Source organism: Streptomyces galbus (assembly GCF_005280195.1).
GTDB classification, from domain to species: domain Bacteria; phylum Actinomycetota; class Actinomycetes; order Streptomycetales; family Streptomycetaceae; genus Streptomyces; species Streptomyces galbus.
The window spans coordinates 1-14723 of record NZ_SZPR01000015.1 but is presented as its reverse complement, the minus strand read 5'-3'; the positions used below and the strand labels follow the sequence as shown (position 1 = coordinate 14723).

Sequence of the window (14723 nt, the reverse complement as noted above, 5' to 3'; positions counted from 1 at the left end):
AGGTGCGGACGGGGAAGGTCGGATGCCGGAGGGTGCGGGGGTGCTCGATCGCGGTCGCGGGGGTGGTGGGGTCGCCGGGGTGGACGGTGCTCGGTGGCCGGTGGTGTGCACGGAGCAGGGCCGGGCGCGACGACGGCCGGGTCCGCGGCGCCGTCGGCCAGGGCCGGACGCGGTGGGGCGGGGTGGTCGCGCTGTGCTGGGTGACGGGTCGCCACGGAGGCGGCGCGGGCGGCGTCCTGGCCGTCGTGCGCCTCGGCGTGGGAGTGGTGGAGAAGGGCGGCAGTCGTCGGTCCGGCCGTCGCTGTCGCCGGTGCCGGGGCGGTCGGTGCGGTGGTGCCGAGGATCGTGAGCAGCGCGCAGACGACGGTCCCCAGGAGCCCCCGCACGCGTGCGCGCGCCCGCGTCCCGGTCACGGCGGCGGTCAGGGTTCGATCAGGCCGGCGCGGATGGCGTACCGGGTGAGCTCCAGGCGGTCCCGCAGGCCGAGTTTGTGCAGCAGGTTCGCGCGGTGGCGCTGGACGGTCTTGACGCTGATGAACAGCAGCTCGGCGATCTCCTTGGAGGAGTGCCCCTCGGCCACCAGCTTGAGGACCTCCTCCTCGCGGGGCGTGAGGATCCGGTCCGGGGTCTCCTCGCCGTGGTGGGACCGGTTCAGGTAGGTGCGGATCAGCGCGGTGACCGCGCCGGGGTAGAGGAACGGCTCGTCGCGCATGGCGGCGCGGCAGGCGGCGACCAGGTCCCGGTCGGCGACGGACTTGAGGACGTAGCCGCAGGCGCCGGCCTTCAACGCCTGGAAGAAGTACTGCTCGTTGTCGTGCATGGTGAGCATCAGGATCCGCAGGCCGGGCCGGACGGCCGCGAGTTCGCGCGCCGCCTGGAGTCCGGTCAGGCGGGGCATGGCGATGTCGAGGACGGCCAGGTCGAGGTCGTGGGTGCGGGCCGTCTCGACGGCCTCGGCGCCGTCCCCGGCCTCGGCGGTCACATGGAGGTCGGGTTCCTGGTCGAGGATGAGCCGCACGCCGCGGCGGACAAGGGCGTGGTCGTCGGCGAGCAGGATGCGGATGCCGTTCGTCCCGGCGTGCGACGCCGGGTGCGCGGGGGCGGTGGTGGTCGTGTCGTGCATGGTCAGGGGTGCCTTCCGGAGACGGGTGCGGTGAGCCGCACCTGGGTGCCGGTGCGCGGTGCCGGGGAGATGTCGAGGCGGCCGCCGGCGAGCAGCGCGCGCTCGCGCATGCCGCGGATGCCGGCGCCCTCGCGCGGGACGGTGATGCCGCGCCCGTCGTCGACGACGGTGAGGACGACGCTGCCGTCGTCGTGGCGCAGGCCGACGGTGACCCGTTCGGCGTCGGCGTGGCGGGCCGCGTTGGTCAGCGACTCCTGGGCGACGCGGTAGAGCACCAGTTCCGTCTCCGGGGCGAGCGCGGGCAGGTCGGTGGCGAACCGGCGGGCGACCCGCAGGCCGGTGTGGGTGGCGAAGTCCTCGGTGAGCGAGGTGAGCGCGCTGACCAGGCCCAGGTCGTCCAGCACCCCGGGCCGCAGTCGGCGCACCAGGCGGCGCACCTCGTCCAGGCTCTCCCGGGTGATCTCCTGCACCTCGTACAGCTGCCGGCGCAGGCCCTCGGGTGCCTCGTCCGCCGCGCGCTTGAGGCCCAGCAGGATCGCGGTCATGGTCTGGCCGACCTCGTCGTGCAGCTCCTGGGCGATACGGCGCCGTTCGGCCTCCTGGGCGAGCAGGGCGCGGGCGCTGCTGGTGGCCCGTTCGTGCTCCAGCCGTTCGAGCATGGCGTTGAAGGTGCGGATCAGCTCGGCGACCTCACGGCCCCCGGACGCGGGCAGCCGCTGGCCGGGGCGCAGCAGGTCCACCGTGGTCATCAGCCGGGTGAGCCGGTCGAGCGGGGCGAGGCCCAGGCGCAGCAGCACGGCGTTGGCGACCAGCATGACGGCCAGGCCGCCGAGCAGGATGACCGCCTCGGTGAGCAGGACGGGCACCGACACGGTGACCGGAGCCCACAGCAGCAGCGCCGTGGCCGTGCCCAGCACGACGGCGTTGAGCACGAAGATCCGCCAGAACAAGGACACCGGCTGTGCGCCTCCTCTTCCCGGGTGTCGGTAACGGCTCCCGGTCGGCCGCGCGCCGTCCGGCCGGCCGCGCTCGAAGTCGGTGTCCGTGGTGCGTGGTGCGTGGGTGAGCCTGTGGCCAGCCTCTCCCGGCGCGGGGGTGGCGTCGATGGGGTCCGGACCCCATTTCCGGGACGCGCGTCCCCCATGGGTGCCCGGCCCGGTCACAAATGGGGCCCGCGCCCGATGGGCCCGCGCGGCGGGTCCGGCGAGGGTGGAGACACGGCGCCTCCCCGTCACCGGAGGGGGTACCGCACGTGCCGTGTCCGACGAGAAGAGGACCGATCATGACGCTCGATGCCACCCGCGCCGAGCCCCACCCGCACCACCACGCCCGGCAGCGTCTCGCACACGCCCGCAGTGCCCGACTGGCGCAGTTGCAGGCCCTCGACGAGGCGGGACCGAGCGCCGACGACCACCTCCTGGCGGCGCAGCGGGCCGCGATGGGGCAGGTCCTGGAGGAGATCGACGAGGCGTTCGCCCGGATCGACGACGGCACGTACGGGACGTGCACGGGCTGCGCCAAGCCGATCCCCGCGGAGCGGCTGGAGATCCTGCCGTACACCCGCCACTGCGTCGCCTGCCGCGGTCTCACCGGCTGACCGCACCCGCCGCCGCAGCCGCCGCCGCAGCCGCAGCCGCAGCCGCGACCACCGTGCCCGGCTCCCCGCCCAGCCCCTCCCCGACCAGCCGCCCTGCCCAGCCGCCCTGCCCACGAAGGGGTGAAGTGGTGATCCGCCACACCGTCGACCCACGTCCGACGCACCTGTCGCCCGAGGACCTCGCCGCGCTGCGCGAGGACCTGCACGAGCAGCTCCGGTTCCGCCGGGAGCAACTGCGCCGACTGGCCCGGCCCGTCGTCCCGCGCGCCGGGGCGGCACACGGGCCGCAGACCGCCGCGCAGATCGAGGTGCGGGCCGAACTCGCCGCCTCGGCCCGCATGGTCCTCGCCGACGTCGAGGCGGCCCTGCGGCGCCTGGCCGAGGGCTCCTACGGCGTCTGCCACCTGTGCCGGCGCCCCGTCGACCGGGAGCGTCTGGCGATCGTGCCGCAGGCCCGCTACTGCGCCCGCTGCCAGCAGGTGAAGGAGGCCGCCCGATGACCGGTGACGCGCTCCTCCCCCACCCGGCGGAACGGCACCGGCCGTGGTCCGCGTGCCGCCGCTGCTGCGGCGTGGCCCTGGACCTGGGCAGTGCCCGCACGCGTGCGTGGGTCTCCGGCCGGGGTGTCGTGGTGGACGTGCCCACGGTGACCTTCCTGGAGGACGGCGCGCGGTACCCGGTGCGGCGGGGGGCCGTCGTCGACGTCGCCGGGTGCGCGGAGGTGCTGCGGCGTGCGCTCGGTCACCGGCTGCCCCGCGGCGCCCGGCCGCTGGTCGTCGTCGCGGCGCCCGCGCTGGACGCCGTGGCCTTCCGGACGCGGGCGCGGGCCGTGGCCGGGGTGCTGGGGCCGCGGGCCGTGCTCACGGTGCCGGGCGCCCGGGCCGTCGCCCTGGCCGCCGGGGCCGATCTGTCCCGGCCGCTGCTGGTGGTCGACGTCGGCGCGCATTTCACGGAAGTGGTGCTGCTGTCCGAGGGTGCCGTCACCGACGCCCGCCGGGTGGCCCTGGGCACCGGCGACCTCGGCGACACGGTCACGGCGCAGCAGATCGCCGGGGCGGTGGCCACGATGCTGACGGCGATGCTGCGCCAGGACCGCGGCTCACTGTGCGCCGAGGCGGTGGGGCGCGGGCTCCTGCTGGCCGGCGGGGGCGCCCTGCGCCCCGAGGTCACGTACCGGCTCACCGGACGGCTGCCCGCGCCGGTCCGGGTCGTTCCGGCGCCGCACACCGCGGCGGTCCGGGGCGCGGCGAAGCTGCTGGCGGCGGCGCGCACCCACCCGTCGGCCGCGGGGGCGGGGCGTTAGGGGGACGGATGTCCGGCGGCACGGTCCTGTTCTGGCGGCTGCGGCGCAATCCCCTGCGCCGCCGCGCCGACCTGGTGCAGGCGTGGCTCGGCCTCGGCCTGTTCCTGGCGGCGCTGGCGGCGACGCCCGTCGCCCTGTTCTGGTCCGGCGACACCGCCCACCGCCACTACGCCCGCATCGCGCAGCAGCAGGCGGCCACCCGGCAGCCCATCACCGCCGTCCTGCTGGAGGACGCCCGCAGGCACCCGGAGCCGGGGTCCGCCGAGGAGAGGAGGACCCGCTACCCGGTGCAGGTCGGCTTCACCGGTCCCGGGGGCACGGCGCGCACCGCCACGGCCGACGTCCGCCCCGGACTGCCCGCGGGCAGCACGGTGCGGGTCTGGGCCGGCGCCGACGGGCGACTCACCGGCCCGCCGCTGGACGCCGGCCAGGTCCGCAGCCGGGCGATGGGCTGGGCGGTGATCGGCGCCCTCGCCGTCCAGGGGGCCGCGGCGGCCGCGTACGGCGTGGCGGCGGGTGTGCTGCGTCGCCGCACCCTCGCCGCGTGGGACGCCGCCTGGGCGGAGACGGCGCCCCGCTGGACCACGTCGTCCTGAGCGGGGCGGCTCACTCGGGCCAGGCGGAGTCCTGGATGACGTCGACGAAGTCGGTCCGGCGGAACCCCGGGACGAAGTGCTCCAGGACGTCGGCGTTCACCGTGCCGAACGTGGTGTCCGGGCGGTGCTTGAACCCGTCGGTGAACGCCTGGAGGATCTGCCGCTTGAAGTCGGGACGGGGGTGGGCCGCGGTGACCTCGTCGATCTGGGCCCGCGTGATCCGGTCCAGGTGCAGGCCGAGCACGTCGGTCTCCACGCCCGCGGTGGTGGCGGCGATCTCGGGGGCCAGCTTGTAGGGCACCTCCGGGGTGGTGTGCAGGGCGACGGCCGTCCACACCGTGTCGGCGTCTCCCTCGGAACACCCGTGGGCCAGCAGGAACGCGCGGGCCTGGTCGGCGCCGTCCATCTCGAAGCGCTGGTCGTCGCTGCGGTACGGGGGCACCAGACCGGTGTCGTGGAACAGCGCGGCGACGTAGAGCAGTTCGGGGTCCGGTGCGAGGCCCAGCGCCTGCGCCTGGAGGCTGCCGAACAGGTACACGCGGCGGGAGTGGTGGAAGATCAGGGGTGGGGTCGTCTCGCGGACCAGTTCGGTCGCGGCCTGCGCCAGCGCGCTGTCCGGAACGGCCACACCGGCGATCTTTTCGCTCATGACGCTCTCCTCGAGGGGTGCTGAACGGCTGCCTTCGGTCTCTCCACCCTCCCCTCACCGGCCGTCCCCGTGCCGCGCTCCTACGGCCGGGAAGCCCACCGAAACGGCCATGGCCGGCGGGCGGTGCGCGACCGCCCGCCCCGGGCCGTGAGCAGCGGGACGCCGGTCATGGCGGCGGGGCGGGTGTGCGGGAGCCCGTGCCGGTGGTCGCGAAGCGGTGCTGGTACTTGGTCGGGGAGATGCCCAGGTGGCGGGCGAAGGCCCGGCGCAGGCTCTCGTAGCTGGGGAAGCCCGCCCGGGCCGCGGCCTCGGTGGCGTTGTGGCCGGAGTCCAGCAGGGCCTTGGCGATGTCGAAGCGGAGCAGTTCAACGTACTTCATGGGCGTGGTGCCGAGTTCCGTGCGGAACATGCGGGTCAGGTGCCGTGGGCTGACCCGGACGGCCGCGGCGAGCGAGTCCAGGCTGTGCTCCCCCGTCGGATCCGCCCGGACGGCGTCCTGGACGAGCCGCAGGACCGGGGTGCGCGGCGGCGGTCCCTGCAGCGAGGGCGAGAACTGGGACTGGCCGCCGGGCCGTTGCATGTAGACCACCAGGGACCGGGCGACGCGGCGGGTGAGGTCCGGCCCGTGGTCCTCCTCCAGCAGGGCCAGCGCGAGGTCGATGCCCGCGGTGACGCCGGCGGAGGTGTAGGTGGTGCCGTCCCTGACGAAGATCGCGTCCGGTTCGACCCGGGCCCGGGAATGGCGGCGGGCCAGCAGTGCCGTGTGCTGCCAGTGCGTCGTGGCCCGCCGGCCGTCGAGCAGGCCCGCGGCCCCGAGCAGGAAGGCGCCGGTGCAGACGGCCGCGACCCGGCCGGCCCGGGAGGCGAGCTCGGCGGTGGCCGTGGTCAGACCGGGCTCGACGGGCGCTTCGGGCAGCCGGTCGCCCCCCACCACCAGGAGGGTGTCGAAGGCGGGCGCGTCGGCCACGTCGGCGTCGACGGGGACACGCATGCCGATCGACGAGGACACCGGTTTCCCGCCGGGCGAGACGACCGTCAGACGGTAGTCGGCGCCGTACCGGTTGGCCTCGCTGAACACCTCGGCGGGCCCGGTGAGGTCCAGCATCTTCATGCCGTCGAACGCCAGTACGCCGACGCTGTGTGCCCTGGCCGTCATGTGCTCACCCCGGTTGTGGTCCGCGCGCTGTCTCAGCTCACATCTTCCTCCCTGCGCATTACTGTCTCGGCATGACCGACACCTCCCTGCGCTCCGTCACGGTCGAGCGCACCAGCACCGGCCACTTCGTCGCGACGAACGCCCGCGGCGGCACGATCGCCTTCGGGACCGCCTCCGGCCCGGACGCGGAGACCGAGTTCACCCCGGTCGAGCTGCTGCTCGCCGCCCTCGGGGGCTGCACGGCGGTCGACGTGGACGCCGCGACCAGCCGGCACGCCGAGCCGGACGCGTTCCGCGTGACGGTGACCGGCCACAAGATCACCGACGAGCAGGGCAACCGGCTCACCGACCTGCGGGTCTCCTTCCGCGTGGCGTTCCCGGACGGCGAGGGCGCGGAGCGGGCCCGGGCGATCCTGCCGAGGGCGGTGAAGAGCTCCCACGACCGGCTCTGCACGGTCAGCCGCACGGTGGAGACGGGCACCCCGGTCGCCGCGGAGATCGAGGAAGCCTGATCCCCTGACGCCCGGGGACTGGACCGGTCCCGTCCCCCGGGCCGAGGGTGGACGCCATGAGCGATCACCGCGGCGCCCCCGCCGACCAGGCCGGCCCTCCCGCCGCCGGCACCCCCGAAGCCGCCGAGGTGCGCCGCTTCTGGACCCGGCTCGGACTGCCCGGCCTGGTCGACGTGCACACGCACTTCATGCCCGACCGCGTCCTGCGCAAGGTCTGGGCCTACTTCGACGCGCTCGGCCCGCTCACCGGCGGCATCGAGTGGCCGATCACCTACCGGGCGGAGGAGGAGCAGCGGGCGGCGCTGCTGCGGGACTTCGGCGTCCGCGCCTTCACGGCGATGCTCTACCCGCACAAGCCCGGCATGGCCCGCTGGCTGAACGACTGGGCCGTCGACTTCGCCCGCCGCACCCCCGGCTGCCTGCACACCGCCACCCTGTTCCCGGAGCCGGACGTCCGGGCGTACGTCGGGGAGGCCGTCGCGGCGGGTGCCCGGGTGTTCAAGGCCCACGTGCAGGTGGGCGCGTACGACCCGGCCGACGCACTCCTCGACGACGCCTGGGGCCTGCTCGCCGAGGCCGGGACACCGGTGGTGATCCACTGCGGCTCCGGCCCGGCCCCCGGCAAGCACACCGGCCCCGGACCGATCGCCCGCGTCCTGGCCCGCCACCCGCGGTTGCGCCTGATCGTGGCGCACATGGGGATGCCCGAGTACGAGGACTTCCTCGGCCTCGCCGAGCGGTACGAGCAGGTACGGCTGGACACGACGATGGCCTTCACCGACTTCGCCGAGCGGATGGCCCCGTTCCCCCACCGCGCCCTGCCCCGGCTCAGGGACCTCGCCGACCGCGTCCTGCTGGGCACGGACTTCCCGAACATCCCCTACCCGTACCTCCACCAGCTCGAGGCACTGGAACGCCTGGACCTGGGAGACACCTGGCTCCGCGCGGTGTGCCACGACAACGGGGCGCGGCTGTTCGGCGTCTGAGGCGTCGGCGGGGACCGGGAACGGGGGGAACGCCCGGCGTAGCGTGACCGGACGACGAGTGCGCAGGCCGCGTACCGCCTGCGCTGCCCACTGGGGGGACCGCGTGGAGAAGGACCGTCCGGCCCGGCTGCCGGGCGACACTGTCTCCTGCTCTGGGCGGCCTGTCCGCCGCAGCAGCGCGTCGCGGCCCTGGCCCACGCACCGGCCCACCTCTCGCCTCGCCACGTCCGCCACGGCGCCCTGATCGGCACCGCGCTGGGCTCGCTGGCCGTCGGCTCGGGCAGTGTGCGCACCAGCCCGCAAGCGCGGCTTCCGTGGAATTTACCCGCCCAGGCCTGGCAGGCTCACCACCTCACGGATGCGGAACGGCGCTTCAACGCCCGCGGCCGGCGCAGTGACCTGGCCTCCTGGGCGCTGCTGTGGATCCCCCGCGCGGTCGCGTCCACGACGACTCGCCTGCTGCTCCGGCTCACCCGGTCGGCGACGCGGCGGGCGGAGGCGGAAGCGGAACTCGCGGCGGCCCGTGCGGCGTCCCCGGACGCCGCCGTCGCGGTGCTCGACCGGCACCTGGCGCGCGCGACGCTCCTGGAGTTGCACCGCTTGGTCGTCTAGGCGCGGACCTTCGCCGGCCGACGGGCGGCCCCAGCGCGGCAGCAGGACCTGTGGGCGGAGCTCGCCCGGTACGCGGCCCGCGTGCGGCCCGGCCAGGACACGAGCCGCCGTCGCCCCCGTCGCCCCGGAGCGGGCGACCAGCTCGCTGCTCATCCCGGACATGCCGCGGAGGTCACGCTCGACGCGCCGCGCCGCCTGCGCATCGAAGCGGAACCGCGTGACCCTCAGCGGGAGGTGGCCCTCATGGTGCTGCGTGACGGCATCCCTGTGCCCGCCTCCTTCGGGGCGTGAGCCGGGGACGCACTGCGATCAGGTTCTCCGGCCCGCTCAGGGGGTGCGTAGCGCTAGGAGGGCCACGTCGTCGTCGTTGTGGGGGGCGCGCACCCGGCGCAGCAGGTGGTCGGTGAAGGCCGGCAGGGGACGGTGGATCAGGGCCGCGGCGTGCTTGCGGAGCAGTTGCATGCCGGTGTCCAGGGTGCGGCCCGTCGCCTCGATGAGGCCGTCGGTGTAGAGGATGAGGGTCGAGCCGGGCGGGAGGGCCACCGAGGCGTCGGGGCGGCCCCTGCCCACGCCGGTGCCCAGCAGGATGCCGTGGCCGTCGGTCAGGTACGTGGTCACGCCGTCGCGGCTGACCAGCAGGGGCGGCGGGTGGCCGGCGTTCGTCCAGGACAGCCGCCAGGTGCCGTCGTCCGCCTGCTGGAGACGGCCGTAGATCAGGGTGACCATCGAGACGTCGGTGATGTGCTGGACCGCCGCGTCCAGGCGCTCCACGATGCGGCTCGGCGGCTCCTGCTGCGACCAGGCGTACGCGCGGAGCATGTTGCGTACCTGCGCCATGCCGGCCGCGGCCTCCAGGTCGTGGCCGACGACGTCGCCGATGGCCAGGGCGGTGGACCCGTCGGCCAGCGGGAAGGCGTCGTACCAGTCGCCGCCGACCTGTGAGGCGTCGGGTGCGGGCAGGTAGCGGACCGTCATCTGCAGGTCCGGGACGCCCGGCATCTGGGGCAGCAGGTGGTTCTGCATGGTCTCGGCGACCTTGCGCTGGCGCTGGTAGAGGCGCGCGTTGTCCAGGGCGAGACCGGCACGCCGGGCGATGTCCTCCAGCAGCGGCAGGTCGTCGCTGGTGAACTCCACCGGGTTCTCGGACCGGCCCAGGGTGAGGGCGCCCAGCACTTCGCGGGTGCTGCGGATCGGGGCGATCGCCGCGGAGTGCATGCCCGTGTGGTCGAACAGGCGGCGCTGCTCGACGGCGATGCCGGAGTCGGGTTCCCCTTGGTAGGTCCCGGGCGCGGCCAGGGTGGAGGCCGCCCCGCGCAGCGCACGGGACAGCGGCATCGGGGACTCCGCGGGCACCGGCGGCATGGGGCCCTTCAGCTCTTCCAGCTCGACCAGGGTGTCGCCCTCGGCGTGGACCACGGTGTGCCGCCACACCTCGTCGCGCTCGGTGATCAGGTCGACGACGACCCAGTCCGCCAGCCGGGGAACGACCAGCTCGACGAGTCTGCGCAGGGCCTCGTCCACGTCGAGGGTGGAGGTCAGCCGGCCGGTGGTCTCGGCCAGCAGCGCCAGCCGCTCCAGTTCCGACAGCGCTATGGTCCGCGGCCCCTCCGGTCCGGTGTCGCCGGCCGACGCGTCGGCGGAGTGGAAGAGGACGAGCGTGGTCGACCCGTCGCCTCCGGCGTCGTACGGCGTGATCATCCAGGACACCGTCAGCACGGTGCCGTCGCCGCCCAGGAAGTAGGAGTGCCGGGCCTGGGCCGCCCGGCCGGCGTGGAACGCCTGGCGCATCGCGCACTGGCTGCGCGGCAGCGGGTGGCCGTGGGCGTCGCAGTGGAGCAGGTCGTGGGCGTCGTGGCCGAGCAGGTCCGCCGCGGACCGGCCGAGGAACTCCTCCGCGGCCGCGTTGACCGCCAGGATGCAGCCCAGCTCGTCGACCACGTAGGCACCCGACCGGATCGCGTCCAGGGCTCGGGTGAGGTCGGCGGGCTGCACGGAGCCGCCAGACGGCGGGGCGGTCTCGGTTCCCTCCGGGCCTGACATGGCTCGGCCTCCTCCTGTCTCCGGCCGGCGCGTCCGGCCCGCTGCCGGGAGGATCGCCGTGCCGTTCTTCGCTCGTCGTCCGGTCGCTGCGCGCGATCGAACGCTGACGGGTTCCCCGAAAGCGCCCGCGCAACGCGTGGGGCCACGGTGACCCTGGTGACGGCCACCGCGCGGGGAACCCGGTCAGGCGAGCGGGTGTCCCGCGCCGTCCGTGTGGCCGGCCTGGCTGGAGAACCTGGTCAGAAAGACGTCGTAGCGGCCGTCGGGACGGTGGGTGACGGTCGCGCCATCCTGCCAGACGCCGTTCTCGGGCCACCACTGGGAGTCCGCGGGGTCCCCCTGGTTCTGGTGGACGTTGTGCATGCCGACGTCGCCGCGGGGGCGGTTGTCGAACGGCTCACCGAAGACCAGGACGCGCTGACCGAGGACGAGGATGCCCTCCAGCGCGGTCGCCGCGTCGAGGTTGCTGCCCGCGTGCCACGGCCGGGAGCCGAACAGGTCGAGCAGGTCCGACAGCCAGGACGGCGGGCGCCGCTCGAACAGGACGCCGGAGCGGTCCACCAGCGCCGGGTGGCGCAGGTAGTCAAGGGCGCCCGAGTCGGGCCCGCGGTCCAGTTCGTGGTAGCCCGGGGGCAGGGACACGGCCGGTTCGAGGGCGGCTGCCTCCAGGGTGAACGTCTTGAAGCGCACGCCCACGTTGGACTGGTGGCTGTCGACGTCGACGGCGCAGTGGTAGCGGCCGTCGGGCGCGTCCACCTCCAGCTTGACGTGGAACCAGCGGCCCTGGTCGTCCGGCTCGTCGCGACGGTGTCCGTGCAGGGTCCCCGACAGCACGCCGTAGTGGTCGAAAGGCATGGCGCCAGTGAACCACCGCGGCCACGCGGCGTCTCGCCGTCGTCACGGACGGTACGGAAGAGCACGGCCACGGTCGGCCCCGCTGAACGGGGGCCGTGACGAATCGGCCGCCTGCGGAGGGGCACTCGGACGGCCACGACCGAAGGGAGCCGACATGACCAGCTCGCAGGACGACCTGTCATCTCCGCTGGAGAAGGAGACGGGCGAGAAGGACGTCCACCCGGAGGAGGAGGAAGCCCGGCGCGGCCAGGAGGCCGGGGCGGACTCCGCCGAGGCCGGAGGGACGGAGACGGACGGCACCGAGGCCGAGGGCGTCTGACCGTCTAGGACGTGACGGCCGCGGACGCGGAACGGGGTGCCACCGCACGGTCGGACCGGCGGTGGCACCCCGTTCACATCAGCGGCGGGTGCGCAGCTTGCCCAGGAGCTGCTGGGCCTGGGCGCGACGGCGCGGGTCGGCGGCGGTACGGCGTACCTGGTCGATCGTGCGGCGCCCCTGCGGGCTCTTCGCGAAGCGCTTGATCCTCTCGAGCACTGCGGACACGCGTCACTCCTTCCCCTCTGGGACGCCCGGCTTCGCACCGGGCTCCTCGGGGTGCGGGTACCCGGGGACGGCCGGTCCAGCCCTGCCGAGCGGCCGGGCCGCTGCCGCCGCTCTCTCACGCCACGGCGACCGCTCCGTCGGCCACGGTCAGGCGCGCCCGGCCGCCGTGGGGGCAGTGCACGATCCGGTCGCCGAGGCCCAGCCGCTCCGCCTCGGCCAGGAAGTCCGACAGCGGCGACCGCATCACCGTGTAGTCGTGGTAGTGCACGGGCAGCACGGCCCGGGGGGCCAGCCGGCGGGACAGCTCGGCGCCCTGCGCCCCGTCCATGGTGACGACGAACCCGCCCGGCAGCGTGGTGCCGCCCAGGTGCAGCACGGCCAGGTCGGCCGCCGGGAAGCGCCGGGCTATCTCGTCGAGGCCGTCGTACACCAGCGTGTCGCCCGACACGTACAGCCGCAGCCGCGGCGGCCGGCCCACCGGGCCGAACTCCAGCATGCTGCCCATCACCGGCGGCAGCAGCCCGCGCAGGACCCGGTGCCCGGCGTGCCGACCGGGCAGGGCCGTGACGCGGGCCTGGACACCGCCGCGCTCCAGGGTCAGACCCCGCCAGGTCCGCAGGCCGGCCGTGCGCGCGAAGCCCTGGAACACCTTGAGGCGGCGCGCGGCGTGCGGTGTCGTCACGATCGGGGTCGTGCGGTCGAGGTGGCGGCGCGCCTGCCGGTCCCAGTGGTCGCCGTGCAGGTGGGACAGCACGATCCCGTCGAGGTGGGGCAGGTCCTGCGGCGCGAGGGCCGGTTCGGTCAGGCGCCGGCTCACCAGGCCGTAACCGAGGTGGGCGTACTGGCCGCGGTGCAGGAAGTTCGGGTCGGTGAGCAGGGTCAACGGACCGTAGCGCAGCAGGACGGTCGCGTTGCCGATGAAGTGGAGGTCGAGCGCGTGGTCCGTGGGGCCGACCGGGGTTGCTGACATGGTCACCCGCCCTTCGCCTGTCGCAGGGTCGCGGGGCGCGGGCCGCGGTGCGCGGGAGCGGGCGCCCCTGGTGCGGCCGGGGGTACCCGGAGCGGGGCGGGTCAGTCCTGCCGGGGACGGTCCTACGGCGCGCCGGGGCCGCCCGGTACTCCACTCGGGTGAGCGGCTCAGCCGATCGGCCGCGTGTCGAACGCTGCGGGAGTCGGCCGTCGTTGCACATCGCGAAGATGGCCAGTGACCGACGCCATGGCACCGGCATACCGCGAGCACCGAAAGACACACGACCTGTGAGCATTCTCAACGACCCGCACGGGCCGGCCCCCGCCACCTACGAGAGCGAGCTGCCGGTCAAGGCCCGCAAGCCCGGCAGCGTGGTGGTGAAGTGGCTGACCACCACCGACCACAAGACCATCGGCACGCTGTACCTCACCACGTCGTTCGGGTTCTTCCTGCTGGGTGGCGTGCTGGCGCTGGTCATGCGCGCCGAACTGGCGCGCCCGGGCATCCAGCTCATCTCCAACGAGCAGTACAACCAGGCGTTCACGATGCACGGCACGATCATGCTGCTGATGTTCGCGACACCGCTGTTCGCCGGCTTCACCAACTGGATCATGCCGCTGCAGATCGGCGCGCCCGACGTGGCGTTCCCGCGGCTGAACATGTTCGCCTACTGGCTGTACCTGTTCGGCTCGCTCATCGCGGTCGGCGGCTTCCTCACCCCGAACGGCGCGGCCGACTTCGGCTGGTTCGCCTACACGCCCCTGTCGGACGCCACCCGCACGGTGGGGGTCGGGGGCGACCTGTGGGTGATGGGCCTGGCCTTCTCGGGCTTCGGGACGATCCTCGGCGCGGTCAACTTCATCACCACGATCATCTGCATGCGCGCCCCCGGCATGACGATGTTCCGCATGCCGATCTTCACCTGGAACGTGCTGCTGACCGGTGTCCTGGTCCTGCTGGCCTTCCCGGTCCTGGCGGCCGCGCTGTTCGCCCTGATGGCGGACCGCAAGTTCGGGGCGCACATCTACGACGCGGCGAACGGCGGGCCCATTCTCTGGCAGCACCTCTTCTGGTTCTTCGGGCATCCGGAGGTGTACATCATCGCCCTGCCCTTCTTCGGCATCATCACCGAGATCCTCCCGGTGTTCTCCCGCAAGCCGATCTTCGGCTACATGGGCCTGGTCGCCGCCACCATCGCGATCGCCGGGCTGTCCGTCACCGTGTGGGCGCACCACATGTTCCCCACCCAGGCGGTGCTGCTGCCGTTCTTCTCCTTCATGACGTTCCTCATCGCCGTGCCCACCGGGGTGAAATTCTTCAACTGGATCGGCACGATGTGGAAGGGCTCGCTGTCCTTCGAGACGCCGATGCTCTGGGCGGCCGGCTTCCTCGTGACCTTCCTCTTCGGCGGGCTGACCGGCATCATCCTGGCGTCCCCGCCGATGGACTTCCATGTCACCGACAGCTATTTCGTGGTGGCGCACTTCCACTACGTCGTCTTCGGCACCGTCGTCTTCGCGATGTTCGCGGGGTTCCACTTCTGGTGGCCGAAGTTCACCGGCAAGATGCTCGACGAGCGCCTCGGCAAGATCACCTTCTGGACGCTGTTCGTCGGCTTCCACGGCACCTTCCTGGTCCAGCACTGGCTGGGCGCCGAGGGCATGCCGCGGCGGTACGCCGACTACCTGGCGGCCGACGGCTTCACCGCCCTGAACACGATCTCGACGATCAGCTCGTTCGTCCTCGGCCTGTCGATGTTCCCCTTCCTCTACAACGTGTG

General features: G+C 73.9%; 17 protein-coding genes. 9 read left to right on the top strand and 8 right to left on the bottom strand.

Annotation, left to right across the window (positions count from 1 at the left end; translation table 11 throughout):
* Window positions 1-421 precede the first annotated feature (421 nt).
* Together E4U92_RS18350 and E4U92_RS18345 are read right to left on the bottom strand one after the other, a co-directional pair.
* On the bottom strand, window positions 422-1123 hold the full coding sequence (locus E4U92_RS18350; protein WP_137301525.1) for a response regulator: 702 nt from the start codon (window positions 1121-1123) through the stop codon (window positions 422-424).
* Window positions 1124-1125: 2 nt separating this feature from the next.
* Complete coding sequence (locus E4U92_RS18345) at window positions 1126-2079, bottom strand: HAMP domain-containing sensor histidine kinase (RefSeq protein WP_137301524.1); 954 nt, start codon at window positions 2077-2079, stop codon at window positions 1126-1128.
* A gap of 326 nt (window positions 2080-2405) precedes the next feature.
* On the opposite strand from E4U92_RS18345, the gene E4U92_RS18340 reads away from it, so the two are divergent.
* The 4 genes from E4U92_RS18340 to E4U92_RS18325 all read left to right on the top strand — a co-directional run bounded on the left by E4U92_RS18340 (window position 2406) and on the right by E4U92_RS18325 (window position 4619).
* Entirely contained in the window at window positions 2406-2720 is a 315-nt protein-coding gene (locus E4U92_RS18340; protein WP_137301523.1) for a TraR/DksA family transcriptional regulator, read from the top strand.
* A 128-nt stretch (window positions 2721-2848) separates the two neighbouring features.
* Window positions 2849-3220 (top strand): TraR/DksA family transcriptional regulator, encoded by a 372-nt coding sequence (locus E4U92_RS18335; protein WP_229862925.1) that lies wholly within the window; start codon window positions 2849-2851, stop codon window positions 3218-3220.
* Complete coding sequence (locus tag E4U92_RS18330) at window positions 3217-4023, top strand: rod shape-determining protein (protein WP_137301522.1); 807 nt, start codon at window positions 3217-3219, stop codon at window positions 4021-4023. Before E4U92_RS18335 ends, E4U92_RS18330 begins: the two co-directional genes overlap by 4 nt.
* Window positions 4024-4031: 8 nt before the next feature.
* Window positions 4032-4619: an Rv1733c family protein gene (locus tag E4U92_RS18325; RefSeq protein WP_137301521.1), complete on the top strand. Its 588-nt coding sequence runs from the start codon at window positions 4032-4034 to the stop codon at window positions 4617-4619.
* Between the two features lie 10 nt (window positions 4620-4629).
* Here E4U92_RS18325 and E4U92_RS18320 read toward each other — a convergent pair whose 3' ends face one another.
* Both E4U92_RS18320 and E4U92_RS18315 read right to left on the bottom strand, forming a co-directional pair.
* Window positions 4630-5268 carry an HD domain-containing protein gene (locus tag E4U92_RS18320; RefSeq protein WP_137301520.1) on the bottom strand — a complete coding sequence of 213 codons (639 nt, stop codon included), beginning with the start codon at window positions 5266-5268 and terminating at the stop codon, window positions 4630-4632.
* A 166-nt stretch (window positions 5269-5434) separates the two neighbouring features.
* Entirely contained in the window at window positions 5435-6424 is a 990-nt protein-coding gene (locus E4U92_RS18315; RefSeq protein WP_137301519.1) for a GlxA family transcriptional regulator, read from the bottom strand.
* 71 nt (window positions 6425-6495) lie between these two features.
* On the opposite strand from E4U92_RS18315, the gene E4U92_RS18310 reads away from it, so the two are divergent.
* From E4U92_RS18310 to E4U92_RS18300, 3 genes are all read left to right on the top strand, one after another.
* Complete coding sequence (locus tag E4U92_RS18310) at window positions 6496-6936, top strand: OsmC family protein (protein WP_137301518.1); 441 nt, start codon at window positions 6496-6498, stop codon at window positions 6934-6936.
* A 56-nt stretch (window positions 6937-6992) separates the two neighbouring features.
* On the top strand, window positions 6993-7922 hold the full coding sequence (locus tag E4U92_RS18305; RefSeq protein ID WP_137301517.1) for an amidohydrolase family protein: 930 nt from the start codon (window positions 6993-6995) through the stop codon (window positions 7920-7922).
* A gap of 285 nt (window positions 7923-8207) precedes the next feature.
* Window positions 8208-8534: a hypothetical protein gene (locus E4U92_RS18300; protein ID WP_137301516.1), complete on the top strand. Its 327-nt coding sequence runs from the start codon at window positions 8208-8210 to the stop codon at window positions 8532-8534.
* A 327-nt stretch (window positions 8535-8861) separates the two neighbouring features.
* Here the strand turns inward: E4U92_RS18300 and E4U92_RS18295 are convergent, their stop codons facing one another.
* Together E4U92_RS18295 and E4U92_RS18290 are read right to left on the bottom strand one after the other, a co-directional pair.
* On the bottom strand, window positions 8862-10574 hold the full coding sequence (locus tag E4U92_RS18295; protein ID WP_137301515.1) for a SpoIIE family protein phosphatase: 1713 nt from the start codon (window positions 10572-10574) through the stop codon (window positions 8862-8864).
* Between the two features lie 183 nt (window positions 10575-10757).
* On the bottom strand, window positions 10758-11429 hold the full coding sequence (locus tag E4U92_RS18290) for a DUF2278 family protein (RefSeq protein ID WP_137301514.1): 672 nt from the start codon (window positions 11427-11429) through the stop codon (window positions 10758-10760).
* A gap of 154 nt (window positions 11430-11583) precedes the next feature.
* On the opposite strand from E4U92_RS18290, the gene E4U92_RS35950 reads away from it, so the two are divergent.
* Window positions 11584-11748, top strand: a complete 165-nt coding sequence (locus tag E4U92_RS35950) for a hypothetical protein (protein WP_168725148.1) — start codon at window positions 11584-11586, stop codon at window positions 11746-11748.
* Between the two features lie 78 nt (window positions 11749-11826).
* On the opposite strand, the gene E4U92_RS35945 is transcribed toward E4U92_RS35950, so the two are convergent.
* On the bottom strand, window positions 11827-11973 hold the full coding sequence (locus tag E4U92_RS35945; protein ID WP_168218056.1) for a hypothetical protein: 147 nt from the start codon (window positions 11971-11973) through the stop codon (window positions 11827-11829).
* 115 nt (window positions 11974-12088) lie between these two features.
* Entirely contained in the window at window positions 12089-12943 is an 855-nt protein-coding gene (locus E4U92_RS18285; RefSeq protein WP_137301513.1) for an MBL fold metallo-hydrolase, read from the bottom strand.
* 287 nt (window positions 12944-13230) lie between these two features.
* Between E4U92_RS18285 and ctaD the strand changes: the two genes are divergently transcribed.
* Window positions 13231-14723, top strand: a 1493-nt coding sequence (gene ctaD, locus E4U92_RS18280) for an aa3-type cytochrome oxidase subunit I (protein WP_137301512.1), incomplete at its 3' end; no start/stop codon positions are given.

What these genes read in the sequence shown, in the direction of transcription:
- E4U92_RS18350 (WP_137301525.1), bottom strand. Translation starts at nt 1,123, where the DNA reads ATGCACGACACGACCACCACCGCCCCCGCGCACCCGGCGTCGCACGCC.
- E4U92_RS18340 (WP_137301523.1), top strand. Translation starts at nt 2,406, where the DNA reads ATGACGCTCGATGCCACCCGCGCCGAGCCCCACCCGCACCACCACGCC.
- E4U92_RS18330 (WP_137301522.1), top strand. Translation starts at nt 3,217, where the DNA reads ATGACCGGTGACGCGCTCCTCCCCCACCCGGCGGAACGGCACCGGCCG.
- E4U92_RS18325 (WP_137301521.1), top strand. Translation starts at nt 4,032, where the DNA reads ATGTCCGGCGGCACGGTCCTGTTCTGGCGGCTGCGGCGCAATCCCCTG.
- E4U92_RS18320 (WP_137301520.1), bottom strand. Translation starts at nt 5,268, where the DNA reads ATGAGCGAAAAGATCGCCGGTGTGGCCGTTCCGGACAGCGCGCTGGCG.
- E4U92_RS18315 (WP_137301519.1), bottom strand. Translation starts at nt 6,424, where the DNA reads ATGACGGCCAGGGCACACAGCGTCGGCGTACTGGCGTTCGACGGCATG.
- E4U92_RS18310 (WP_137301518.1), top strand. Translation starts at nt 6,496, where the DNA reads ATGACCGACACCTCCCTGCGCTCCGTCACGGTCGAGCGCACCAGCACC.
- E4U92_RS18305 (WP_137301517.1), top strand. Translation starts at nt 6,993, where the DNA reads ATGAGCGATCACCGCGGCGCCCCCGCCGACCAGGCCGGCCCTCCCGCC.
- E4U92_RS18295 (WP_137301515.1), bottom strand. Translation starts at nt 10,574, where the DNA reads ATGTCAGGCCCGGAGGGAACCGAGACCGCCCCGCCGTCTGGCGGCTCC.
- E4U92_RS18290 (WP_137301514.1), bottom strand. Translation starts at nt 11,429, where the DNA reads ATGCCTTTCGACCACTACGGCGTGCTGTCGGGGACCCTGCACGGACAC.
- E4U92_RS35950 (WP_168725148.1), top strand. Translation starts at nt 11,584, where the DNA reads ATGACCAGCTCGCAGGACGACCTGTCATCTCCGCTGGAGAAGGAGACG.
- E4U92_RS18285 (WP_137301513.1), bottom strand. Translation starts at nt 12,943, where the DNA reads ATGTCAGCAACCCCGGTCGGCCCCACGGACCACGCGCTCGACCTCCAC.